This is a genomic window from Qipengyuania sp. MTN3-11 (assembly GCF_042851825.1).
Taxonomy (GTDB): Bacteria; Pseudomonadota; Alphaproteobacteria; order Sphingomonadales; family Sphingomonadaceae; genus Qipengyuania.
The window spans coordinates 236,675-258,947 of the sequence record NZ_BTGM01000004.1 but is presented as its reverse complement, the minus strand read 5'-3'; the positions used below and the strand labels follow the sequence as shown (position 1 = coordinate 258,947).

General features: G+C 66.6%; 21 protein-coding genes. 9 read left to right on the top strand and 12 right to left on the bottom strand.

Going from position 1 to position 22,273, the window contains the following annotated elements; genetic code table 11:
- The first annotated feature begins 34 nt into the window (after nucleotides 1-34).
- Both ACGHN1_RS14055 and ACGHN1_RS14050 read left to right on the top strand, forming a co-directional pair.
- Nucleotides 35-973, top strand: coding sequence for a hypothetical protein (locus ACGHN1_RS14055; protein WP_390551489.1), 939 nt, complete (start codon nucleotides 35-37; stop codon nucleotides 971-973).
- Nucleotides 973-2,406: a sensor histidine kinase gene (locus tag ACGHN1_RS14050; RefSeq protein WP_390551488.1), complete on the top strand. Its 1,434-nt coding sequence runs from the start codon at nucleotides 973-975 to the stop codon at nucleotides 2,404-2,406. Before ACGHN1_RS14055 ends, ACGHN1_RS14050 begins: the two co-directional genes overlap by 1 nt.
- Nucleotides 2,407-2,409: 3 nt before the next feature.
- On the opposite strand, the gene ACGHN1_RS14045 is transcribed toward ACGHN1_RS14050, so the two are convergent.
- Nucleotides 2,410-3,696 (bottom strand): citrate synthase, encoded by a 1,287-nt coding sequence (locus ACGHN1_RS14045; RefSeq protein WP_390551487.1) that lies wholly within the window; start codon nucleotides 3,694-3,696, stop codon nucleotides 2,410-2,412.
- A 20-nt stretch (nucleotides 3,697-3,716) separates the two neighbouring features.
- Nucleotides 3,717-5,156 (bottom strand): glutamate--tRNA ligase, encoded by a 1,440-nt coding sequence (gltX, locus tag ACGHN1_RS14040; RefSeq protein WP_390551486.1) that lies wholly within the window; start codon nucleotides 5,154-5,156, stop codon nucleotides 3,717-3,719.
- A gap of 28 nt (nucleotides 5,157-5,184) precedes the next feature.
- Between gltX and ACGHN1_RS14035 the strand changes: the two genes are divergently transcribed.
- The gene (locus ACGHN1_RS14035) at nucleotides 5,185-7,362 is read left to right on the top strand and encodes a ComEC/Rec2 family competence protein (RefSeq protein ID WP_390551485.1); all 2,178 of its coding nucleotides are present in this window, start codon (nucleotides 5,185-5,187) and stop codon (nucleotides 7,360-7,362) included.
- Between the two features lie 18 nt (nucleotides 7,363-7,380).
- Here the strand turns inward: ACGHN1_RS14035 and lexA are convergent, their stop codons facing one another.
- From lexA to ACGHN1_RS13990, 9 genes are all read right to left on the bottom strand, one after another.
- Nucleotides 7,381-8,076: a transcriptional repressor LexA gene (gene lexA / locus ACGHN1_RS14030; protein ID WP_390551484.1), complete on the bottom strand. Its 696-nt coding sequence runs from the start codon at nucleotides 8,074-8,076 to the stop codon at nucleotides 7,381-7,383.
- A gap of 239 nt (nucleotides 8,077-8,315) precedes the next feature.
- Entirely contained in the window at nucleotides 8,316-8,789 is a 474-nt protein-coding gene (moaC, locus tag ACGHN1_RS14025) for a cyclic pyranopterin monophosphate synthase MoaC (RefSeq protein ID WP_390551574.1), read from the bottom strand.
- A 154-nt stretch (nucleotides 8,790-8,943) separates the two neighbouring features.
- On the bottom strand, nucleotides 8,944-9,732 hold the full coding sequence (trpC, locus tag ACGHN1_RS14020) for an indole-3-glycerol phosphate synthase TrpC (RefSeq protein ID WP_390551483.1): 789 nt from the start codon (nucleotides 9,730-9,732) through the stop codon (nucleotides 8,944-8,946).
- Entirely contained in the window at nucleotides 9,729-10,721 is a 993-nt protein-coding gene (trpD, locus tag ACGHN1_RS14015; RefSeq protein WP_390551482.1) for an anthranilate phosphoribosyltransferase, read from the bottom strand. Before trpD ends, trpC begins: the two co-directional genes overlap by 4 nt.
- Entirely contained in the window at nucleotides 10,718-11,323 is a 606-nt protein-coding gene (locus ACGHN1_RS14010) for an anthranilate synthase component II (RefSeq protein WP_390551481.1), read from the bottom strand. Before ACGHN1_RS14010 ends, trpD begins: the two co-directional genes overlap by 4 nt.
- Nucleotides 11,324-11,333: 10 nt before the next feature.
- Entirely contained in the window at nucleotides 11,334-12,296 is a 963-nt protein-coding gene (pip, locus tag ACGHN1_RS14005; RefSeq protein ID WP_390551480.1) for a prolyl aminopeptidase, read from the bottom strand.
- Entirely contained in the window at nucleotides 12,293-13,132 is an 840-nt protein-coding gene (locus ACGHN1_RS14000) for a phosphodiester glycosidase family protein (RefSeq protein WP_390551479.1), read from the bottom strand. The genes pip and ACGHN1_RS14000 overlap by 4 nt, the downstream gene beginning before the upstream one ends.
- Nucleotides 13,129-14,616, bottom strand: coding sequence for an anthranilate synthase component I (gene trpE / locus ACGHN1_RS13995; protein ID WP_390551478.1), 1,488 nt, complete (start codon nucleotides 14,614-14,616; stop codon nucleotides 13,129-13,131). Before trpE ends, ACGHN1_RS14000 begins: the two co-directional genes overlap by 4 nt.
- Nucleotides 14,617-14,660: 44 nt before the next feature.
- Entirely contained in the window at nucleotides 14,661-16,610 is a 1,950-nt protein-coding gene (locus tag ACGHN1_RS13990; protein ID WP_390551477.1) for a SurA N-terminal domain-containing protein, read from the bottom strand.
- 204 nt (nucleotides 16,611-16,814) lie between these two features.
- Here ACGHN1_RS13990 and tpiA point away from each other — a divergent pair, with 204 nt between their 5' ends.
- The 3 genes from tpiA (at nucleotide 16,815) to ACGHN1_RS13975 (ending at nucleotide 19,753) form a co-directional block, all read left to right on the top strand.
- A complete protein-coding gene (gene tpiA / locus ACGHN1_RS13985; protein ID WP_390551476.1) occupies nucleotides 16,815-17,576 on the top strand; it encodes a triose-phosphate isomerase in 762 nt (253 codons plus the stop codon).
- 64 nt (nucleotides 17,577-17,640) lie between these two features.
- Nucleotides 17,641-18,021, top strand: coding sequence for a preprotein translocase subunit SecG (gene secG / locus ACGHN1_RS13980; protein ID WP_390551475.1), 381 nt, complete (start codon nucleotides 17,641-17,643; stop codon nucleotides 18,019-18,021).
- A 97-nt stretch (nucleotides 18,022-18,118) separates the two neighbouring features.
- A complete protein-coding gene (locus tag ACGHN1_RS13975; RefSeq protein ID WP_390551474.1) occupies nucleotides 18,119-19,753 on the top strand; it encodes a CTP synthase in 1,635 nt (544 codons plus the stop codon).
- A gap of 302 nt (nucleotides 19,754-20,055) precedes the next feature.
- On the opposite strand, the gene ACGHN1_RS13970 is transcribed toward ACGHN1_RS13975, so the two are convergent.
- Complete coding sequence (locus ACGHN1_RS13970; RefSeq protein ID WP_390551473.1) at nucleotides 20,056-20,541, bottom strand: Hsp20 family protein; 486 nt, start codon at nucleotides 20,539-20,541, stop codon at nucleotides 20,056-20,058.
- Between the two features lie 164 nt (nucleotides 20,542-20,705).
- Here ACGHN1_RS13970 and grxC point away from each other — a divergent pair, with 164 nt between their 5' ends.
- Genes grxC through ACGHN1_RS13955 form a run of 3 tightly spaced genes read left to right on the top strand, consistent with a single transcriptional unit; the run spans nucleotide 20,706 to nucleotide 22,261 of the window.
- On the top strand, nucleotides 20,706-20,969 hold the full coding sequence (grxC, locus tag ACGHN1_RS13965) for a glutaredoxin 3 (protein WP_390551472.1): 264 nt from the start codon (nucleotides 20,706-20,708) through the stop codon (nucleotides 20,967-20,969).
- Between the two features lies 1 nt (nucleotide 20,970).
- Nucleotides 20,971-21,786: a carbon-nitrogen hydrolase family protein gene (locus ACGHN1_RS13960; RefSeq protein ID WP_390551471.1), complete on the top strand. Its 816-nt coding sequence runs from the start codon at nucleotides 20,971-20,973 to the stop codon at nucleotides 21,784-21,786.
- Between the two features lie 7 nt (nucleotides 21,787-21,793).
- Nucleotides 21,794-22,261, top strand: coding sequence for a DUF1178 family protein (locus ACGHN1_RS13955; protein ID WP_390551470.1), 468 nt, complete (start codon nucleotides 21,794-21,796; stop codon nucleotides 22,259-22,261).
- Nucleotides 22,262-22,273: the final 12 nt, after the last annotated feature.

The window sequence follows — 22,273 nt, the reverse complement described above, 5'->3', positions numbered from 1 at the left end:
ATGCTAGGGGCTGCGCATGACGAGGGATGGTGCCTTGGCTGATGCCGGATGGGCCGATGCCGCCGCGCTGCGCGATGCGCTGACGCGCGCAGACGCGCAGCTTTCGTCCGCTGCACCGCTGCTTCGCCACCTCCTGTCTGCGCGAGACCAGTCCCTCTTCAGCGATTCCCTGGTCGCCCGCATTCGCGGAATGCTGACCAATCTCGCCTGGCAGATGCTTCGCATCCAGGCAGAGGCGACCGGAGAGAAAGCGCGGGAACAGTTCGCCGAACGCCACGGAGAGGCACTGGCGGAACGTTTCTTTGCCAGCTCCGACCTCGTCGATCTCTGCCATTCGTTGGCGCTCGAATGGCAATTGGCCGGCGAGCTGGAAAACCGGCTCGGCATCGATCCCGTCCTTTCGCCCCTGATCCAGCAGAGCATCGGGGCCGAGAAGGCGGAAGTCGCAAGCACGGCGATGGCGGTGCTCGCGGCGCAGACTCGTTTCGTCCGTCAGCAGGAGCGCATGGAGCTTCCGCTTACCGAGCTCGCTGGCGAGTTGTTCGACGAGACCGTCCGCATCTGGCGGGAGTTCGTGCAGGACGACAGTTCGGACGCCCTGACGCGCGCGGAAAGCCGTCTCCGCTCCGAGTTCGACGAGGGTTCGGGGCGCCTTGCGCTTCTCGCAAGATTCATCGCCGCGCTCGGTTCGCGTCATCAGGAGGTCCTTTCCGTACAATCGGCCGGGGTGGCGATCTTCCTCAGCGCGCTGGCGATCCGGACCGGCCAGGGACGGGTGCTGACGGTGCGTTCGACCAACGAAGGCCAGATCGTTCGTCTGGCGCTGAGCCTGCGCGCGGCGGGGCTCAAGGCCGGCGAGGTGGACACCCAATTGCTGGCGATCCATCCCGACCTTCGCCGCTCTGCCGATCTCGACGAGCTGGGCACGCGCGAGGCCGCAGATTGGCTCTCCTCGGCGAGAAAAGGATCGTGATGGCCAGCGTCGAAAGCCAATATGTCGCGCGCGGACGAGTCGATGCGGAGGGTTGCCTTGTCGAGGCCGATGGCCCGCTGGTCAATCTCCAGCACGCCTGCGGCGGCGATATTGGCGGTCCGCTGGCGATTCCCGAATTGCTGGGATTGGTCGCGAAATCGCGCGAGTTCGGTCTGCGGCTGTCGCGGCAGTTCGGCGCCATCGACGGCGAGGAACGGGTTACCGCCTGGGCGGAAATCGAACCACGGATGGCGGAAAACGGCGCTGTCGACACCGTCGAACTGCGTATGTCGAACTGGCAGACCGAAGCCTACGATCCCGACAGCAGCGAGGCGACGGACCTTCTACACAAGAGCCTGCGTCGGGAGCTTTCGGAGCTTACCGCGCGCCTCGATCCGCAGCAGAACCTCCTCGCGGTCGAGGTCGACGCACCCGACCTAACGCGGCTCGGCATGGCGATGGAGACAGGGATCGGCCGGCCGTGGACCGACTTCGTTTCGTTTCCGGGCAATGCCCACGAACAGCCACTCCATTGGCGGCTTCTCGATGGTGCGCAATGCACGGTCGAGGGCAGCAAGCGCCGCTGGAAGGCGGATCTCGAACCGTTGGGACGGGGCGAACCCGGCGCGGGCGGCTTCCGGCTGTCGCTTTCGTCCGAACAGGCGTTGCCCCTCGGGCAGTTCGGCACTTCGGGGAGTTCGGCCACGGTGCCTTCGCTCGGACGCGATCTCTCGCCGGTTCTGCGCCAGCCGATCAATCGCATCATCGCCAATGCCGAGACGATCCGCACCAAGCTCGCAGGACCACTGGCCGAGGAATACAGCGACTACGCGGCGGACATCGCCACCGCCGGCCAGCACTTGCTGTCCTTGATCGACGATCTCTCCGATCTCGAGGTCGTCGAATCGGAGGATTTCGTCACTGCCCCCGACCGCATCGAGCTGGCCGACGTGGCGCGTCAGGCTTGCGGCATTCTCGGAGTGCGGGCGCGGGAAAAGGGCATTCAGCTGGTTCCTCCCACCAAGGGAGAGACCCAGCTGGCCATCGCCGAGTTTCGCCGGGTTCTTCAGGTGCTGATAAACCTGATCGGCAACGCCGTGCGCTATTCACCGGAAGGCAGCCAGGTCTGGGTCAGGCTGGACCGGATCGGCGAGCGGGCCATGATCTGCGTCGCCGATCAGGGACAGGGCCTCGATAGCGAACAGCAGTCACGGGTCTTCGAGAAGTTCGAGCGGCTCGGCCGCAGCGGCGATGGGGGCTCGGGGCTCGGGCTCTACATCTCCCGACGCATAGCGCGCGCGATGGACGGCGATCTGACGGTGGAAAGCGCGCCCGGACAAGGAGCGCGTTTCACCCTCTCCGTGCCTGCCGCCGCAGATTTGCGAACCGAGGAACGGGGCGATCCCGCCGTACCAAACAAGGACGGCGGCTGAAGCTCAGCGCTTGTCGATGGGTACGTAATCGCGCTCGGTCGGTCCGGTGTAGAGCTGCCGCGGCCGCCCGATGACCTGGCCGGGATCGGAGATCATCTCGTTCCACTGCGCCACCCAGCCGACCGTGCGGGCGAGGGCGAAGAGCGCGGTGAACATGGTGGTCGGGAACCCGATCGCGTTGAGGATGATCCCGGAATAGAAATCCACGTTGGGGAAGAGCTTCTTTTCCTTGAAGTAATCGTCGCTGAGAGCGAGCTCCTCGAGCTTGAGTGCGGTCTCGAACACCGGATCGTTGACCTTCAGCGCATCGAACACCTCGCGCAGCGTCTGCTGCATCACCGTCGCGCGCGGATCGTAGTTCTTGTAGACCCGGTGGCCGAAGCCCATCAGGCGGAACGGGTCGTTCTTGTCCTTGGCGCGCTCGATATAATGCGGGATGCGATCGGGCGAACCGATCTCCTGCAACATGTTGAGCGCCGCCTCGTTCGCGCCCCCATGCGCCGGGCCCCACAGGCAGGCGATGCCGGCCGCGATGCAGGCGAAGGGATTGGCGCCCGACGAACCGGCAAGCCGCACGGTCGAGGTCGAGGCGTTCTGCTCGTGATCGGCGTGGAGGATGAAGATCCGGTCCATCGCGCGTTCGATGGCGGGATGGATTTCGTATTCTTCGGCCGGGACGCCGAAGGTCATGCGCAGGAAATTGCCGGTGTAGCTGAGATCGTTCTGCGGCTGCATGAAGGGCTGGCCGATCGAATACTTGTAGGCCCAGGCCGCGATCGTCGGCATCTTGGCGATCAGGCGGTGGCTCGAGATCTTGCGGTGCTCGGGATCGGAGATGTCGGTGCTGTCATGGTAGAAGGCGGACAGCGCGCCGACCACGCCGCACATGATCGCCATCGGGTGCGCATCGCGCCGGAAGCCCTGGTAGAACTGCCGCAGCTGATCGTGCAGCATCGTGTGCCGGGTGATGGTGTAGGTGAATTCGTCGAGCTCGTCCTGCGAAGGCAGCTCGTTGTTGAGCAGGAGGTAGGAGACCTCCATGAAGCTCGAATGCTCGGCCAGCTGGCCGATCGGATAGCCGCGATGGAGCAGCACGCCCTCTTCGCCGTCGATGTAGGTCAGCGCGCTTTCGCAGCTGGCGGTCGACTTGTATCCGGGGTCGTAGGTGAAGGCGCCGGTCTGGCCATAGAGCTTGCGAATGTCGATGACGTCCGGACCGACGCTGCCCTCCAGCACCGGTAGGTCCAGGGAATTGCCGCCGAGTTCGAGTTTCGCCTGCTTGTCGGCCATTGCCGTCTCCTTCGTAGATATCATTCCGTTTCTTTCGCGGGTGCGGCCTGGGCGTCGATCCGCGCCAGCGACTCGTCCTTCCCCAGAAGGACCAGCACATCGAAAATCCCTGGTGACGTGGTCGTCCCGGTCAATGCCGCGCGCATCGGCTGCGCGAGCTTGCCGAGACCCAGTCCGAGCTCTTCCGCGAGCGCCTTCGTAGTGGCTTCCAGGGTCTCGATTGTCCAGTCGTTTTCGGCGCGCAGCCGGGCCGCGACACGGGCCAGTCGCGCGCGACCGTCTTCGTCGAGGAGCGCCGCCGCCTTCTCGTCCATCGCAAGGGGTCGCGTCGCAAAGAGAAACGCCGCACCTTCAGCGAGTTCGTTGATGGACTTCGCACGCGGCTTGAGGACGGGCATCGCCTGTTCGAGACGTCCTTCGTCCACATTCCCGCCGATCCGTTCGGCGACCAGACCCGCAAGCCGGCGGTCGTCGGCCTCGCGGATGTAGTGCCCGTTGAGGTTCTGCAGCTTCTTGATGTCGAAACGCGAGGCGCTCTTGCCGACCCCGTCGAGATCGAACAGCGCAATGGCTTCCTCGCGGTCGATCTCCTCGCGATCGCCGTGGCCCCAGCCGAGGCGGAGGAGATAGTTGAACAGCGCTTCGGGCAGAACGCCTTCCTCGTCGCGATAGGCTTCGACGCCGACCGCGCCATGGCGCTTGGACAGCTTGGCCCCGTCCGCCCCGTGGATCAGCGGGATGTGCGCATAGACCGGCTCGTCCCACCCCATCGCCCGCATCACCGGCAATTGGCGGAAGGCATTGTTGAGATGGTCGTCGCCACGGATGACATGGGTGCAGCCCATGTCGTGATCGTCGACCACCACCGCGAGCATGTAGGTCGGCGTACCGTCCGCGCGCAGGATGATGTAGTCGTCGATCTCCGAATTGCGCACGGTCACTCGGCCCTGCACCGCATCGTCGATCACGGTCTCGCCCTCTTCGGGGGTCCTCAGGCGAATGGTGTAGGGGGCATCGGCCGGCGCTTCCGAAGGATCGCGGTCCCGCCAGCGCCCGTCGTATCGCATCGGCTGCTTGGCGGCGCGCTGTTCGGCGCGCATCGCCTCCAGCTCCTCGGGGGTCGCGAAGCATTTGTAGGCCTGGTCCCGCTCGAGCAGTTCGAGCGCCACTTCGCGGTGCCGGTCGGCGCGATCGGACTGGAAGACCGGGGGTTCGTCGTAATCGAGCCCGAGCCAGTCCAGCCCCTCCAGGATCTTATCGATGGCTTCCTGTGTCGAGCGCTTGGTGTCCGTGTCCTCGATCCGGAGCAGCGCCTTGCCGCCGTGATGGCGCGCGAAGAGCCAGTTGAAGAGCGCGGTCCGCGCCCCGCCGATATGCAGGAAGCCGGTGGGCGAGGGGGCGAAGCGCGTAACGACCTGGCCGGCATTCCCGCCAACGTCGCTTGCTCCGGAGCTTGCCATCCTTGCCCGTTTCCTTCCTAATCCCGGCATGGCCACGCGCAGCCCGCATGTGCCCTTCGACGAGGGCCACGACGCCCCCGATGTTGCAGTGCAGCGCCCTTGGCGCATGCGCTCCGCCTTGTCCAGCATCGCGGACCGTATCGAGACGGGGCTGGCCGGTTCCGGGACGGATCGCGGGCCCTGGCTGGCGGTGGCCTTCGCGGCGGGCATCGCAGCCTGGTTCGGACTCGCAACCGAATGGAGCTGGGTCGCGGCGATAGCGGCTGCGCTGCTGTGCGCCTTGGGGGCTGTCAGCCTCTGGCGCGGATCGGACGAGCGCTCTCATCTCCTTCTGGCGGTCGTCGCCGCATCGCTGGCCTTCGGAGCGGGAGCGACGACCATCTGGGCACGCTCCGCCATGATCGGTGCCGAAGCTATCGACTATCCGCGCGTGGAAAGGTTCGAAGCCCGTATCCTCGAACGCGAGGAACGCCCCGCCGAAGAGCGGGTGCGGCTGACCATGGCCTTTCATGATCCCGAGACCGGGCGGGCGCTGAAGGTAAGGGTCAACGTGCCCCAAACCGACGATTCCCCCGGACTGGACGAGGGTGCGGTGGTGCGGATGCGCGCACGCCTGATGCCGCCGGCCCCGCCGATCCTGCCCGGCGCCTACGATTTCGCGCGGCGCGCCTGGTTCGAGGGGCTGGCCGCGACCGGCACGCTGATCGGGCCGATAGAGGTGATCCACACGGCCGAGGGGAGCGACTGGTTGGGACGAACGCAAAGGGCTCTCTCGCAGCATGTCCGCGATCGACTCGATGGCTCCGCCGGCACCATCGCCGCGGCCTTCGCCAGCGGCGATCGCGGCGCCATCGCCGAGCGCGACGAGGAAGCGATGCGCGATGCCGGGCTGACGCATCTGCTGTCGATCAGTGGCCTGCACGTCAGCGCGGTCATCGCGGGGGGCTACTTCCTCGCGCTCAAGCTGCTCGCTCTGTGGCCCTGGCTGACCCTCCGGATCCGATTGCCGCTGGTCGCCGCCGGGGTGGGGGCGATGGCCGGGATCGGTTACACCTTGCTGACCGGGGCCGAGGTGCCGACAGTGCGCAGCTGCGTAGGCGCGGTCCTGGCTCTCATCGCCTTGGCGCTGGGGCGCGAGCCGCTGTCGATGCGGATGGTTGCGGTGGCGGCAATCGTGGTGCTCATGCTGTGGCCGGAATCGCTCGTCGGCCCCAGCTTCCAGATGAGCTTCGCCGCCGTCATTGCGATCGTGGCACTGCACAACGCTGCGCCGGTGCGCGCTTTCCTCGCGCCCCGGGAGGAGAGCTGGCTTCGCTGGTTCGGCCGGCGCATGCTGATGCTGTTCCTCACCGGGCTGCTGATCGAGATCGCGCTGACGCCGATCGTGCTGTTCCATTTCCACCGCGCGGGGCTCTACGGCGCGTTCGCCAACGTGCTCGCGATCCCGCTGGTGACCTTCGTCTCGATGCCGCTCATCGCCTTCGCACTGCTGCTCGACACCATGGGCATCGGCGCGCCGGTGTGGTGGCTGGTGGGGCTGTCGCTCGACCTGCTGCTGGGGCTCGCCCATTTCACCGCAGCGCAGCCGGGCGCGGTGAAGCTGGTGCCGCAGATGGGTCTCGGCACGCTGTTGCTGTTCGTGGCGGGCTCGCTGTGGCTGGCGCTGTGGCGAGGGCGGCAGCGGTTCTGGGGGCTTGCTCCGGCCGGCATCGGAGCCGCGCTGCTGGCGGCGACCCCGACCCCCGACGTACTGGTGACACGCGACGGGCGGCATGTCGGGATCGTCGGCGAGGACGAGCGCCTGCTGGTCCTGCGCGAGAGCCGGAGCGATTATGCGCGGGACAATCTGAGCGAACTCGCCGGGGTAGCGGCCGAACCGCTCCCTCTCGACCAGTGGCCGGGTGCGCGTTGCTCGCCCGAATTCTGCGTGCTGACGCTGGAACGGGCGGGACGCGGGTGGACGCTGCTGATGGCGCGCAGCAACGAAATGGTCGAGGAACGCGCGCTCGCCGCAGCCTGCGACAGGGCGGACATCGTCGTCGCCGACCGCTTCCTTCCACGAAGCTGTCGCCCGCGCTGGCTGAAGGCCGACCGGCGCTTCCTTCAGCGCGAGGGCGGGCTGGCGATCTATCTGGAACGGCCACGGCTCGTGACGGTCGCCCAGTCCCAGGGCGCGCATGGATGGTGGCGCGACGCGTCGCGATAGCCGCCTTGGGCGGCCGCCTCAGTGGTAACGCCGGAGGAGCCCCGCCAGCTTGCCCTGAACCTGCACCTGGTCCTGACGATAGACCTGCGGCGCATAGGAGGAGTTGGCCGGGTCGAGCGTGATCGAACTGCCGTTGCGGCGCAGATACTTGAGTGTCGCTTCCTCGTTTTCCACCAGCGCGACGACGATTTCCCCGTCACGGGCGGTGTCGGTCCGGCGGATGAGCGCGAAGTCGCCATCGAAGATCCCGGCCTCGATCATCGAATCGCCCGAAACCTCGAGCGCGAAATGCTCGCCGGGGCCGAGCAGCGCTGCGGGAACCGGCAGGCTGGACTGTCCCTCGATCGCCTCGATCGGGGCACCGGCGGCGATCCGTCCGTGAAGCGGGATGTCGATCACATCGTTCGCCGGTTCGGGCGCGACCGCCTTGGCCGTCAATGCCGCCGCCATTGCGTCGTTAGCGGGCGTCGGCGCCGATGCACGAGGCGCGCTCACCGCATCTTCGGGCAGCTTGACGATCTCCAGTGCGCGCGCCCGGTTGGGCAGCCGACGAATGAAGCCGCGCTCTTCCAGCGCCGAGATCAGCCGGTGCACGCCGGACTTGCTCTTGAGATCGAGCGCCTCCTTCATCTCCTCGAAGGATGGGGAGATGCCGGTCGCCTCGAGCCGGGTCTGGATGAAACGGATCAATTCGTGCTGCTTGGCGGTCAGCATTGTGCGCGCTCCTCGGGTCGCCGTGTTCGCCGCTGCCGACAGTGATTGTGGACAAGGCTGTGAACGAATGTGGAACAAGTAAGCAACACAATTCGGGAAGTCAAGCGATCCCGCCATTTCCGAGCCAATAGCACGGAACAGGCGTTCTGGATTTGACCTCTCGCGCCTCGGCAGGCCGATCGGTCAGGAGATCCGCCGATGCGCGTACGGGTGGAGTTAGTCGAGCGCAGCGGGTTCCTTCATGGGTCCGCGCGCCATTCGCCCGATTTGCCGCCGCTCTTTTCCAGCAGGCGGATGTCCTCGACCACCATCGCCCGGTCCACGGCCTTGCCCATGTCGTAGAGCGTCAGCAGCGCGACCGAGACCGCCGTCATGGCCTCCATCTCGACTCCGGTGCGGCCGGTGAGCGAGGCGGTGGCGGTGGCGCGGACGGCGCCCTCCTCCTGCGCGAGATCGATCGACACCGCATCGAGCCCGAGCGGGTGGCACATAGGGATCAGCTCGCCGGTCTTCTTGGCCGCCATGATCCCGGCGATCCGGGCGGCGGCGAGTGCGTCGCCCTTGGCCCCCGGTCCCTCGGTCAGCGCAGAGAGCGCGGCGGCGCTCATCCGGATGCGCCCGGTCGCGACCGCCCGGCGGGCCGTGGCCGGCTTGCCACCGACGTCGACCATCCGCGCCGCGCCCTCTTCGTCGAGGTGGGTGAGGCCGCTCACGGCAACGAAACCCGTGTTGGACATGGACCGGGTGTTACACGGTCCAGGAATAGAAAATTCGGGGCACTACGGCGGGTTTGCCGGATGAAGCGGGGTTGGGTGGCGAGCATCGTCATGCCCGGCCTGTGCCAGAAGCGCGCGCTGTAGGACAGCCTCAGCCGTGCAGCAGGCGACGGGTGGCCGCCTCGACATCGTCCTGCCGCATCAGGCTTTCGCCAACGAGGAAGCTGCGCACACCGGCATCTGCGAGACGCAGGCAATCGGCGTGGCTGGCGATGCCGCTTTCGCCGACCACCAGCGCATCGTCCGGCATCAGCGCTGCGAGCCGTTCGGTGGTGGCGAGATCGGTGCGGAAGGTCCTGAGGTCGCGATTGTTCACGCCGATCAGTCGTGATCGCAGGCGACCAAGGGCGCGTTCAAGTTCGGTTTCGTCGTGCACTTCGACGAGCACGTCCATGCCGTGGTCGAGGGCGGCAGCCTCGATCTCCGCCATCGCTGCGTCTTCGAGCGCGGCAACGATCACCAGCACGGCGTCGGCGCCGAGCGCCCGGGATTCCGCGACCTGCCAGGGATCGACCATGAAGTCCTTGCGCAGAACCGGCAGATCGCAGGCGGCGCGCGCGGCGAGAAGGTAGTCGTCGTGCCCCTGGAAATAGGGCGCGTCGGTGAGGACCGACAGGCAGGCGGCACCGCCGGCGGCATAGTCCCGCGCATGCGCTGCGGGATCGAAATCCTCGCGAATCAATCCCTTCGAGGGCGAAGCTCGCTTGATTTCCGCGATCAGTCCGAAGCCCGAGCGCTGTTTCGCGTCGAGTGCGGCGCCAAAACCGCGCGGCGCGGTCTGCATCTGCGCCGCCTGCTCGAGATCGGCGAGCGTTCGCGCCTGCTTGCGCTCTTCGACCTCGACCCGCTTGTTGGCGCAAATCTCCGTGAGCTTGCTCACCGCGTCATCTCGATCCAGTCGGCGAGCAGGGCGCGCGCACGGCCCGAACCGATCGCCTCGCGCGCCAGCTCGGTGCCCTCGACCCAGTCTTCCGTTTTGCCGGCGACGATCAGCGTGGCGGCGGCGTTGAACAGCACGGCGTCGCGATAGGAGCCGGGAGCGCCGTTCAACAGGGCCTCGAGCGCCCGGGCATTGTGCTGCGCGTCGCCGCCGCGGATCGCCTCCACCGGGGCATGGGGAAGATTGGCCTGAACCGCGACCACGCGGCGCATCTCGAAATCGTCGCCGCTTACGTCGGCGAGCTCGTTGCCGCTCGCCAGGCTGAGCTCGTCGAGCCCCTCGTCGCCCGAAACGATGAAAGTGCGTTCGGTCCCCAGCCGGGCCTTCGCCGCCGCATAGATGGGGACATAGGCCGGCCGGGCGATGCCGATGAGCTGGCGTTCGACCATGGCGGGATTGGACAGCGGACCCATCAGGTTGAAGATCGTGCGGATGCCGAGCCTCTGGCGGATGGGCTGGATGCGCGCCATCGCCGGGTGGTGGTTCTTGGCGAAGAGGAAGCAGATGCCAATTTCGCCGAGCGTCTTCTCGGCGGTTCGTCCCGCCGCTTCCATGTCGAGCCCGAGCGCTTCCAGCGTGTCCGCCGCGCCCGACTTGCTGCTCGCCGCGCGATTGCCGTGCTTGGCCACCGGCACGCCGCAGGCCGCGACGACCAGGCTGACCGCGGTCGAGACGTTGAGCGTATGGTGCCCGTCGCCGCCCGTGCCGCAGCAATCGACCGCGCCCGGCGGCGCCGCGATCGGAATCATCCGGGCGCGCAGGGCGCGTGCGGCACCGGCGATTTCCTCGGCGGTTTCGCTGCGCTGCGACATGCTCACGAGAAACGCGCCGATCGCCTCCTCGCTCGGTTCCCCGTCGAGGATCCAGCCGAAGACTTCCTCGGCCTCGGCCTCGCCGAGGTGGCGGGTGGCGTCGGGAAGGTCCTTCATGCCGCCGCCCTCGCATCCACGCCGCAGATCGCCAGGAAGTTGGCGAGGAGGGCATGGCCGTGCTCGGTGGCGATGCTCTCCGGGTGGAACTGCACGCCGTGGATCGGCAGATCGCGGTGGCGGAACCCCATGACGCATGTGCCATCGAGACCGGGGGTCGCGCTGGTGGCATTCACCGCGAGCACATCCGGCACACCCTCGACCACCAGCGAATGGTATCTGGTGGCGGTGAAGGGCGAGGGCAGGCCGGCGAAGACGCCGCTGCCGTCGTGCTCGACCGCGCTGGTCTTGCCGTGCATCAACCCGCCGCGCACCACCCGTCCGCCGAAATGCTGCCCGACTGCCTGGTGGCCGAGACAGACGCCGAGCAGGGGGAGGGCCTTATCGGAACAAGCGGCGACCAGATCGAGGCTGATGCCCGCCTCGTCCGGCGTGCAGGGCCCGGGCGAGATCAGCACGCCGCGCGCGCCGCTGCCCACCGCCTCCACGGCGCTCAGCGCGTCGTTGCGTTCGACCCGCACCTCGGCCCCCAGCTCCATCAGGTAATGGACGAGGTTGAAGGTGAAGCTGTCGTAATTGTCGACGACGAGGATGTCGGCCATGGCGTGCGGGTCAGCCGGTCCGGTCGGCGAATTCGTCGGTCGCGCGCACCAGCCCGTCGATGATCCCCGGTTCGCCCGCCGAGTGGCCGGCGTCGTGGACGATCCTGAGATCGACCTCGGGCCAGGCCTTCTTCAGCGCCCAGGCGGAGGTGGGCGGGGTGCAGATGTCGTGGCGTCCCTGGACGATGATGCCGGGAATGCCCTTGAGCTTGTCGGCATTCGTCAGCAGCTGCGCTTCTTCCAGGAAGAAATCCTCGAGGAAGAACCGCGCGCAGATGCGGGCGAACGGCACGGCCTTGGCCGGATCGGCGAAGCTGCCGAGCAGCTCCTCGTTAGGCAGGAGGGTGGCGACGTTGCCTTCCCACAGCGACCATTGCCTGGCCGCGGAAAGGCGGGTCTCCTCGTCCTCGCTGGTCAGCCGCGCGTGATAGGCGGCGACGAGATTGCCGCGTTCGGCTTCCGGGATCAGCCCGGCGAATTCGTCCCACTGTTCGGCCATGATCTCGCTGGCACCGTAGGAATAGAGCCAGTCTTTTTCCTTCTGTCTTGCCAGGAACACGCCGCGCAGGATCAGTTCTGTGGTTCGCTCGGGATATTTTTCGGCATAGGCGAGCGCCAGCGTCGCGCCCCAGCTGCCGCCGAAGACCTGCCAGGCCTCGTGGCCGCACATGGCGCGCAGGCGCTCCATGTCCTCGACGATGCGCCAGGTGTCGTTGTTCTCGATCTCGGCGAAGGGCAGCGACTTGCCGCAGCCGCGCTGGTCGAACAGCAGCACGTCGTAGCGTTCGGGATCCCACTGGCGGCGATGGGCGGGCGCCATACCGCCGCCCGGGCCGCCGTGGAGGAAGACCGCGGGCTTGGCGCCGGGGGTGCCGACCCGCTCGTAATAGAGCGAATGGCCCTCGCCGACATCGAACATGCCCGATTCGTAGGGTTTGATCTCGGGGTAGAGCGTGCGTTCGTAAGTGGTCATTGGGGCGCGGTGGCGCGTTTCGTCACGACGATCAAGGGGCCGAGCGGCGCCCCGCCGTCGAGCCGGCCGGTCGCCGGGTTCCACAGCGCCGAGACACTCCCGTCGAGAAACAGGGCGTTGGGGGTCTCGAGCTCATCACGATAGAACCGCGCCAGCTTGCCGAATGAGACCGGTGCGTTGGAAATGACGAAATGCGCCCGCCCCTGGCCGTCGACGCCGACCGCGTTGCGGACCAGGCGCGAAGGCCCGTCGGCGGTGATTTCCGGATGGATCTTGCCGTCGATCACCAGCATCGGGCCGGACTGGGTTCCGAACGCCGGGCGCTCGGTGACATTGGCGAGGAAATCCTCGGTGCTGCGGACCGCCCAGCTTCCGTCGCTTCCGTAGAAAACCCCGTTGGGCTTCATATGGAAATTGCCCTCGCCATCGGCGGTGTTGAGTTCCTTCAGGCGTTCGCCGCCTTCGACGAAATAGCCGACCGGGTCGCCTTCGTCGTCGAACATGCCGGCATTCATCGCGAAGGCGACGGTTTCGGGATCGAGCGCCGCCGAAAGGGCCTGCAACCCGCGGTAATTGGCACCGTCCTCGCCGGCCAGCGCGGTCTCGATGCGATGGCGGGCAGGGACCGCGAGGCAATGGGTGAGCGGCGTGTTTTCGAAGATCACGGAACGGCAGGCGCTCTCGACCTGGCTCGTCAGCGTCTCCGCCGGGCTCGGCGAAGCGGAGGGCGCGCCCTGCTGTCCGTCGATTCGCGTCCTCGTGACGGGTTCGCCGGCGGGCTGCTGATCGCAAGCCGTGGCCAGCAGCGCCACGATGCAGAGGGCGAGCCGCTTCACTGCCCGAACCCCGATTCGGCGGCGACGCGGATTGCCTCGGCGGCCGCGGCACCCAGCGCGCCGGCCTTCGCATGGCACTCGCGCAATTCGTAGTCCGGGTCGCTGTCGGCGACGATGCCGGCACCGGCCTGCACGTGCATGATACCGTCCTTCACCACTGCCGTGCGCAGCACGATGCAGCTGTCGATCGATCCGTCTGGCGCGAAATATCCCACGCCCCCGGCATAGGGACCGCGGGCCTCGCTTTCCAGTTCCGCGATGATCTGGCAGGCACGGATTTTCGGCGCCCCGCTGACCGTGCCGGCGGGAAAGCCGGCGAACAGTGCCTCGAGCGCGTCGGCATCGGGCCGCAGGCGGCCGACGACATTGCTGACGATATGCATGACGTGACTATAGCGCTCCACGGCGAAGCTGTCGGTAACCTCGACGCTGCCGCGCGCCGCGACCCGGCCGACGTCGTTGCGTCCCAGATCGAGCAGCATCAGATGTTCGGCGCGTTCCTTCGGGTCCGCGAGAAGCGAGGCTTCGGCCTCCCGATCCTCGGCCGGGGTCGCACCGCGGGGGCGGGTCCCGGCGATAGGCCGCACGGTCACTTCGCCGTTCCGCACGCGCACCAGGATTTCCGGGCTCGAACCGACGATGGCGAAGCCGGGAAGGTCGAGGAAATAGAGGAAGGGCGAGGGATTGACGCGCCGCAGCGCGCGGTAGAGCGCGATCGGGGGAAGCGGAAAGTCGCAGGCGAAGCGCTGCGCCAGCACCACCTGGAAGATATCCCCGGCGGCGATGTATTCCTTCGCCCGCTCGACCCGGGCGCGGTAATCTTCGGCAGGGAGTTGCGGCTGAAGAGCCGGCTCGGAACGCGGGGCGTTCCCCTCCGGCGGCAGTAGCAAGGGAGCGGCGAGCCGGCGCAGGGCGTCATCGATCCGCTCTTCCGCTTCGGCGACGATCCGCGCCCCGTCGCCCCCGGGCCAGACCGGCGCGATGCAGAAAAGCTCCTCGCCCAGCCGGTCGAACACCAGCAGGACCCGCGGACGCGCCAGCAGCATGTCGGGCAGGTCGAGCTCCGAAGGTCCGGCGCCCGGAACATCCTCGACCAGCCCGATCGTCTCGTAACCGAAATAGCCGACGACGCAGGCGAGGGCGGGGGGCAATTCGGCGGGCACATCGATGCGACACTCGGCGAGCAGGGAACGCATTGCCGCCAGCGTTTCCTGCTCGCACGGCAGGAAAGCGCTGCGATCGACAGCCCAGGACCGGTTGATCTGGGCTCGCGTGCCTTCCGCGCGAAACAGAAGGTCGGGATCGATGCCGAGGAGCGAGTACCGGCCACGCACCTCGCCGCCCTCTACCGATTCGAGAAGGAAGTCGCCGCGGCCCGGCTCGATCAGCTTGAGCGCGGCGGACACGGGGGTTTCGGTGTCGGCAACCAAGCGACGCCACACCAGCGCCGGCCTGCCGGCGGCCAACGCTTCGCGCGCCGCCATTGCTCCTGACAATCCGCTCAGAGCGACCTCCCGATCGCCGCCGCCTATAGCCCGGCCGGCAAATTGCCGGTCAGCTGACTGCGCACTGCCTCGATGGCGTCGGGATTGCGCTCGACCCCGACTTCCTCGCGCATCGCGGCGACCATCTGCCGCTGGTACTCGTCGGCGACCTGCGCTCCGAGCTGCTGCCGGGCCTGCACGACGAGCGGATCGTCGGCGGCGATCTCGCCAAGTTCGATGGAGTTCAAATCGACCACGTACCAGCCCTGGTTGCCGGCGATCTCGAGCCGCTTGGCCGTTCCCTGTGCCATGCTGAACATCAGTGCCAGCGGCGGGGGCACACGGCGTTCGCCCTGGCTGGCCAGGTCTTCGCGCGTCATGGAAACGTTCTGCACGGGAGGCAGGTTCTTCTCCTCGGCGCGAAGCGCCGCGGCAAGGGTACCATCGTCGCGCAGCCTGCCAATCACTCGAGCCGCAGCCTCGCGCGCAGCCTGCGAGCCCTGGGCCAGCTTCCACGCGGCGACGACATCCTCGCGTATCTCGGCCAGCGGTGCCGCGGCGGACGGGGTGATGTCGGATACCTCGAACGCGACATAGGTTTCGCCGCGCTCGACTTCGCCGACCTGCGGCTCGCTTTCCTCCATCTGGAAAGCCGTTGCAATGGTCGGAGCGAGCGCCGGAGGCACCGGTTCGTTGGACCCGCCGTAGAAACGTCCGTCGGCAGTCAGTGGGCGGGTCGTCTGCAGTTCGAGCCCGAACTGCCGCGCGACTTCGGCCAGGGTCGCACCGCCGTCGATCTCTTCCTCGATCTGCGCAGCGAGGTCGGCCAGGGCGCGAAGCCGCTTTTCCTCGCGGATGGTCTCGGCGATGTCGGCGCGGGCCTGGGCCAGCGACCGCGCTGCGGAGGTCTCCACATCGGTCACCTGAGCGATGTGCCAGCCGAGCGGACTTTGTGCGGGCTGCGAGACGGTTCCGCGCGGCGTGGCGAAATAGGCCGCGGCGACCGCCTCGGAACTGTCCCCGCGGATGGAGGCGCGGGTCGCATCTTCGACGTCCACGACCGAAAAGCCGGCCTCTCGTGCAACCGAATCGAGCGAGGCACCGGCGTTGACCCGCTGGCGGATCGACCGAGCCGCGGCCTCGGTCGGAACGATGAGCTGGGAGAAGCTGCGGGTTTCGCTGGCGGCGTATTCCGCGGCGTCCTGCTGATAGCGCTGGCGGATTTCGGCATCGGTCGGTTCGATCGAATCGGCCACCGCCGCGCTGTCGAAGCTTGCGTAGCGGATCACACGCCGTTCGGGACGGATGAAGCGACTGCGGTTGTCCCGATAGAATTCGGCCAGCACCGCATCGCTGGGATCGCCGGTCGGCGCGTATAGCGCGGCGGGAAGCACGGCGATGCCGCCGGTGCGGCGTTCCTTGAACAGCTGCGCATAGCGGCGCGCGATCGAGGCCGGCATGGCGGCCCCGAAGGTTGCCGGCGTCAGCAATTGCCGGGCGATCAAGCCCGTCCTGATATCGTCGCGAACCATGGAATCGCTGAGACCCTGCTGGGCGAGCGCCTGATTGTAGGCATCCTGGCTGAAATTGCCGTCGGGCCCGCGGAAGGCGCCGATCTGCTGGATTTCGCTGTTCACGAGGTTGTCGCCGGCTCTCAGGCCCAGTTCGCGCCCGAAGGAATCGATGGCGTAGCGGTCGATGAGCTGGTCGAGCACTTCCTCCAGACCGCCCTGCTCGACGAAGGCCTGCATCGAGATCGTCGGGTCTTGCTGGCGAACACGATCGAGCGCCGTGCTGGCCGTCTGGCTGAATTCGGCAGTGCCGATCTTGACGTCCCCGACCACCGCCACACGCTCTCCGCCAGCGACGCCGCCGAAGGTGCCGGTGTTGGCAACATCGGAACTCGCGAAGGCGAAAGCGATCAGCGCGAGGAAACCGAGCGTGAGCCCGAGACCGATCTTGGATTTGAAGAAATTGCGGAAAAAGGTGAGCATGGTGGAGGACTGGTCCGCTACTGGCGGGGAGGGACAATCCGCCCCGCGAAGACGTCGAAAGAAGGCCCGCGCCTTATCGCCCTCGCGGCATTGCCGCAACAGGTCGCGAAGGTTTTGACCTTGGCGTTAACCTCGGCTAGCGCACGCCGCCCGGCCAACCCTATATCCGGCCGAGAAATCACCAAACAGGCAGGACACGCAGATATGGCCGAACGGCCCTACATCGTCGGCAACTGGAAGATGAACGGCACCCGCGCGATGCTTTCCGAAGCCCGCGCGATCGACCGCGCGGCGCAGCGCTACATGAAGGTGGAGGTGGCGGTGGCGCCGCCCTTCACGCTCATTCACGCCTTCCACCGGGAGGCGGAACAGATCGGCGTCGGCGCGCAGGATTGCCATGCCGAGGAAGGCGGCGCGCACACGGGCGATATCTCGGCGACGATGGTCGCCGATTCCGGAGCCAAGTTCGTAATCCTGGGACATAGCGAACGCCGCGCCGATCACCGCGAAAGCGACGAGCTGGTGGCGCGAAAGACCGCCGCCGCGCTCGGCGCCGGTCTGCGTATCATCCTGTGCTGCGGGGAAAGCCTCGAGACGCGCGAGCAGGGAGCCGCGGAAGAATTCGTTCTCGGCCAGCTCAGGGCAGCTTTGCCGAAGATCGAAGATGCCGCCGAGCGCGTGACCGTGGCCTACGAACCGATCTGGGCGATCGGCACCGGTCGTACTGCCGAACTCGAAGACATTCGCAGAATGCACGCAGCAATCCGCGACCTGCTGGTGGAATCCTATGGCGAGGACGCGGCGCAGGCCATCCGTATTCTCTACGGCGGTTCGGTAAAGCCGGACAACGCCTCCGAAATCCTCGCACTGGCAAATGTCGACGGGGCGCTGGTGGGAGGCGCCAGCCTTTCCGCCGAAAGCTTCCTCGGCATCGTCAACGCCGCCTCCGAAGCGCAGAGCGAGTGAACTTGCGGCGGCGCGCCGCGGACCCTAGATGCGCGTCTGACCCTATCGATACGGAACCGACCGAATGTTTCTCTTCCTCACCGTAGTCCAGGCGCTCGTCGCCGCCGCCCTCGTCGGCGTGATCCTGATGCAGCGTTCGGAAGGCGGCGGGCTGGGCATCGGCGGAAGCCCCACGGGCATGCTCAGCGCGCGCGGCGCGGCGGATTTCCTGACGCGGTCCACCCGCTGGCTGGCGATCCTTTTCGTGGTCCTGTCGATCGCGCTGGCCGCGATGGCGGCGGAGACCGGTTCGGCGTCGATCGAATCGACCCTCGACCGCACGGTCAGCCCGGTCGAGAGCGATCCGCTGGGCGGTGCGCTGGGCGGTCCGACCACGGCTCCCGCAGCCGCGCCCGCCGAGGTGCCTGCCCAGGCGCCGGCCAACGACGACCCGCTGGCCGAGTAACCCGCACCTTCGAACTGTGGATTGCGCCTCGTTTGGGCGCAGGGGTGGCGCTTTGCGCTTGCACCGAATCCCAACCCATCCCTAAGGGCCGACTCCCATGGCGCGGTATATTTTTATCACCGGCGGCGTGGTCTCCTCGCTCGGCAAGGGTCTCATGGCAGCATCGCTCGCGGCGCTGCTCCAAGCGCGCGGCTACAAGGTCCGCATCCGCAAGTTCGACCCCTATCTCAACGTCGATCCGGGGACGATGAGCCCCTATCAGCACGGCGAGGTCTACGTCACTGACGACGGTGCGGAGACCGATCTCGACCTCGGCCATTACGAGCGCTTCACCGGCGTCTCCGCGCGCCAGAGCGACAACGTCACCTCCGGCCGGATTTACCAGCAGATCATCGCCCGCGAGCGGCGCGGCGATTATCTCGGCGCCACCGTCCAGGTGATCCCGCACGTCACCGATGCGATCAAGGAGTTCGCTCTCGCCGATCAAGGCGATCACGATTTCATCCTGTGCGAGATCGGCGGGACCGTTGGCGACATCGAGGGCCTGCCCTTCATGGAGGCGATCCGCCAGCTCAGGAACGAGCTGGAGCCGCTTCAGACCCTTTCGGTCCATGTCACCCTTGTGCCCTACATCAAGGCCGCGGGAGAGCTGAAGACCAAGCCCACCCAGCACTCGGTCCGCGAGCTCGCCAGTCTCGGGATCAAGCCCGACCTGCTGCTGTGCCGCGCCGAACATCCGATTCCCGACAGCGAGCGGCAGAAGATCGCCAATTTCTGCAACGTCCGCAAGGAAGCGGTAATCCCTGCGCTCGATGCGCCCTCGATCTATGCGGTGCCGCTGCAGTATCACGGCGAGGGGCTCGATGCCGAAGTGCTGCGGGCCTTCGGCATCGCCGACGCGCCCGATCCCGACCTTTCACGCTGGCACGACGTGGTCGATCGCTACGCCAATCCGGAAGGCGAGGTCACCATCGGGGTGGTGGGCAAATACGTCGGGCTGCAGGATGCCTACAAATCCTTGAACGAGGCGCTGGTCCACGGCGGGCTGTCGCACAGGGTCAAGGTCAATCTGCGCTGGCTCGATGCCGAGCTCTTCGAGCAGGACGATGCCGACATTGCCGCACAGCTCGAGCCGATGCACGGCATCCTCGTGCCCGGCGGGTTCGGCGAGCGAGGCAGCGAGGGCAAGATCGCCGCGGTCCGGTTCGCCCGCGAGCGCAAGGTGCCTTTTCTCGGGATCTGCCTCGGCATGCAGATGGCATGCATCGAGGGTGCGCGCTCCGCAGGAGTTGCGGGCGCTTCATCGACCGAATTCGGCGAAACCAGCGAGCCGGTGGTCGGCATCATCACCGAATGGATGAGCGAGGAAGGGTTGCAGCAGCGCGAGGCCGGCGGCGATCTCGGCGGGACCATGCGGCTCGGTGCCTACGAGGCCGCGCTTTCGGGGAACAGCCACGTCTCGCGCATCTATGGCGGCGCCGAAAGGATCTCGGAACGCCATCGCCATCGCTACGAGGTCAACAGCAAATACATCGCGCCGCTGGAAGCGGGCGGGCTAGTCTTCTCGGGCATGTCGCCGGACGGGCTTTTGCCGGAAATCGTGGAACGACCCGATCATCCCTGGTTCGTCGGGGTCCAGTTTCATCCCGAGCTCAAATCGAAGCCGTTCGATCCGCATCCGCTGTTCGCGGGCTTCGTCGGCGCCGCGCTCGAACAGGCGCGACTGGTCTAGCGCCCAAAGCCCGGCCCGACGCCAGCCCGATTCGCGACAAATCGGGTTTCGATCAGCAATTCACTTTATCTTTTGCTAAGTTGGTGCGACAGTGTCGAGCAATTCCCGACTCAGCACCCGAAGCAGAGGGTGCCTGTTTCGCCGTCGGGAAGTCGAAGCAAACGGTGGGGCTTGCCTCGACGCTGGCTGTCTTCTGCGACCCGGACAGCCGATATCGGGGCTCGGCGGCGTTTACGTCGCGGAGGGCGGGACTTTCGTCCCGCCCTCTACAATCAGGGTCCGATCAGCCGGACCATTTACAGTCAGGCGGCTTCGCTGGCGCTATCGTCGTCCGAACCGCGCGCATCGTCCGACTGGACGATCTCGAGCTTCTGCCCGCCGATCGCGATCTTCTTGGGCCGCATGGCATCGGGCACTTCGCGCACCAGATCGATGACCAGCAAGCCGTCCGCAAGATCGGCATTTTCGACCCGCACGTAGTCGGCGAGTTCGAAGCGGCGCTCGAATCCGCGATTGGCGATGCCCACGTGGAGCATGTCGCCCGAGGCATCCTCCTCGCGCTTGCGACCCTGGATCACCAGCAGGTTCTGCTGCGCGGTGATGTCGAGATCGCCGGGGCGGAACCCGGCCACGGCGAGCGTGATGCGATAGGCATCCTCGTCGCGGCGCTCGATGTTGAAGGGGGGATAGTTGTCGCCGCCGTTGCGGACCTGGTTCTCGAGCAGGTCGAACAGCCGGTCGAAACCGACGGTGGTGCGGCGATAGGGAGTGAAATCAAGACGGTTCATCGAAACAAATCCTCTTTTGAGCAATTTGATATACAAGCGGAAACCCGGACCAGCCGGCGTCTCCAGTTCATTCCGTCACTCCACGAAGGCAGTGCCGGACGATTGAAAAATAGGATCGCGAAAAGTCTGTTCAAGATGTTCCGCGTACGCAAGGAAGCGATGACATGAGCCAACCGGAAATCACCATCTACACCAAGTTCGGCTGCGGATATTGCTATCGCGCCAAGCGGCTGCTGGACAGCAAAGGCGTCGATTACACAGAGCACGACATTACCATGGGTGGGCCCAAGCGCGACGAAATGCAGGAGCGCGCACCCAATGCACGGACGGTCCCGCAAATATTCATCGGTGGCAGCCATGTGGGCGGTTCGGACGAGCTGGCCACGCTGGAACGCGAGGGCAAGCTCGACGCGATGCTGAAAGCGTAGAATGCCGCGTATCGCCGTGCTCCAGATGACTTCCGGAATCGATCCGGAGGCCAACGCGGAAACGATCCTGCGCGCGCTGGCAGACGCGCGCGAGGGCGGGGCAAAGATGCTATTGACGCCCGAGATGAGTCTGCTGCTCGACCGCGACCGCCAGCGCGCAGCCCCGAACATACTCGGTGAAAAGGAATCTCCCTTTCTGGCCCGGTTCGCGAACGCCGCCCGAGAACAGGATATGTGGCTGACGGTCGGCGCGCCGGTCCGGCTCGACGATGGCAAGTTCGCCAACCGCCAGTGGGTCTTCGACCCTGCGTGCACGCATCCGGTGTCCTACGACAAGATCCACATGTTCGACGTGACGCTGGCCGATGGCGAAAGCTGGCGGGAATCGAACGCCTATCGTCCGGGCGAGGAGGTGGTCACGATCGAGGACACACCGGTTCGGCGACTAGGGCTGACGACCTGTTACGACATTCGCTTTCCCGCCCTGTTCGAGGCCCTCGGACGGCGCCGATGCGATCTGATCGCCATCCCTGCCGCCTTCACCTGTCCGACCGGGGCGGCACATTGGCACACGCTGGTCAGAGCCCGGGCGATCGAGGCGAGCGCCTTCGTCGTTGCACCCGCCCAGGTTGGTTCGCACGAGGACGGACGCCTGACTTATGGCCACAGCCTGGTGGTCGATCCCTGGGGCGAGGTCCTGCTCGACATGGGGGGAGAGAAGGCTGGTCTGGGCTTTGCGGACGTCGACCTCGCCCGGATCGACGAGGTACGTCGTCAGGTGCCGAGCCTTGCCAATCGGCGGGAAATCGCCAACTGATCCGCCGATGATCGTCTTCGACCTTTCCTGCGACAACGCGCACCGCTTCGAGGGCTGGTTCCGCTCGTCCGGAGATTTTGCCGATCAGCGCGCCAATGGTCTGTTGTGCTGTCCTACGTGCGGCAGCGAGGCAGTCGACAAGGCGCCGATGGCTCCCGCCGTGCCGGCCAAGGGCAATGCCGCGATTCCCGAAAAGCGCAGCGAGGCTGGGCCGACACTCGCGAACGCGCCTCTGCCGGCCGAAGTAAGGAAAGCCTTCGATGCGCTGGTCAAGGCTCAGACGAAGGCGCTCGAGACCAGTCGTTGGGTCGGTGGCAAGTTCGCCGAAGAAGCCCGGTCCATGCATTACGGCGAGAAAGACGAGGCACCGATCCACGGCCGCGCCACCCGCGAGGAAGCCGAGAGATTGTTCGAAGAGGGCATCGCGGTCGCGCCGCTGCTGGTGCCGATCGCCCCGCCCGACGAGATCAACTGATGGACAGGCCGC

Excerpts from the sequence above, each read along its gene's own strand:
- ACGHN1_RS14050 (WP_390551488.1), top strand. The coding sequence starts at position 973 with ATGGCCAGCGTCGAAAGCCAATATGTCGCGCGCGGACGAGTCGATGCG.
- ACGHN1_RS14045 (WP_390551487.1), bottom strand. The coding sequence starts at position 3,696 with ATGGCCGACAAGCAGGCGAAACTCGAACTCGGCGGCAATTCCCTGGAC.
- gltX (WP_390551486.1), bottom strand. The coding sequence starts at position 5,156 with ATGGCAAGCTCCGGAGCAAGCGACGTTGGCGGGAATGCCGGCCAGGTC.
- ACGHN1_RS14035 (WP_390551485.1), top strand. The coding sequence starts at position 5,185 with ATGGCCACGCGCAGCCCGCATGTGCCCTTCGACGAGGGCCACGACGCC.
- lexA (WP_390551484.1), bottom strand. The coding sequence starts at position 8,076 with ATGCTGACCGCCAAGCAGCACGAATTGATCCGTTTCATCCAGACCCGG.
- trpD (WP_390551482.1), bottom strand. The coding sequence starts at position 10,721 with ATGAAGGACCTTCCCGACGCCACCCGCCACCTCGGCGAGGCCGAGGCC.
- ACGHN1_RS14010 (WP_390551481.1), bottom strand. The coding sequence starts at position 11,323 with ATGGCCGACATCCTCGTCGTCGACAATTACGACAGCTTCACCTTCAAC.
- pip (WP_390551480.1), bottom strand. The coding sequence starts at position 12,296 with ATGACCACTTACGAACGCACGCTCTACCCCGAGATCAAACCCTACGAA.
- trpE (WP_390551478.1), bottom strand. The coding sequence starts at position 14,616 with ATGGCGGCGCGCGAAGCGTTGGCCGCCGGCAGGCCGGCGCTGGTGTGG.
- ACGHN1_RS13990 (WP_390551477.1), bottom strand. The coding sequence starts at position 16,610 with ATGCTCACCTTTTTCCGCAATTTCTTCAAATCCAAGATCGGTCTCGGG.
- tpiA (WP_390551476.1), top strand. The coding sequence starts at position 16,815 with ATGGCCGAACGGCCCTACATCGTCGGCAACTGGAAGATGAACGGCACC.
- secG (WP_390551475.1), top strand. The coding sequence starts at position 17,641 with ATGTTTCTCTTCCTCACCGTAGTCCAGGCGCTCGTCGCCGCCGCCCTC.
- ACGHN1_RS13975 (WP_390551474.1), top strand. The coding sequence starts at position 18,119 with ATGGCGCGGTATATTTTTATCACCGGCGGCGTGGTCTCCTCGCTCGGC.
- ACGHN1_RS13970 (WP_390551473.1), bottom strand. The coding sequence starts at position 20,541 with ATGAACCGTCTTGATTTCACTCCCTATCGCCGCACCACCGTCGGTTTC.
- grxC (WP_390551472.1), top strand. The coding sequence starts at position 20,706 with ATGAGCCAACCGGAAATCACCATCTACACCAAGTTCGGCTGCGGATAT.
- ACGHN1_RS13960 (WP_390551471.1), top strand. The coding sequence starts at position 20,971 with ATGCCGCGTATCGCCGTGCTCCAGATGACTTCCGGAATCGATCCGGAG.
- ACGHN1_RS13955 (WP_390551470.1), top strand. The coding sequence starts at position 21,794 with ATGATCGTCTTCGACCTTTCCTGCGACAACGCGCACCGCTTCGAGGGC.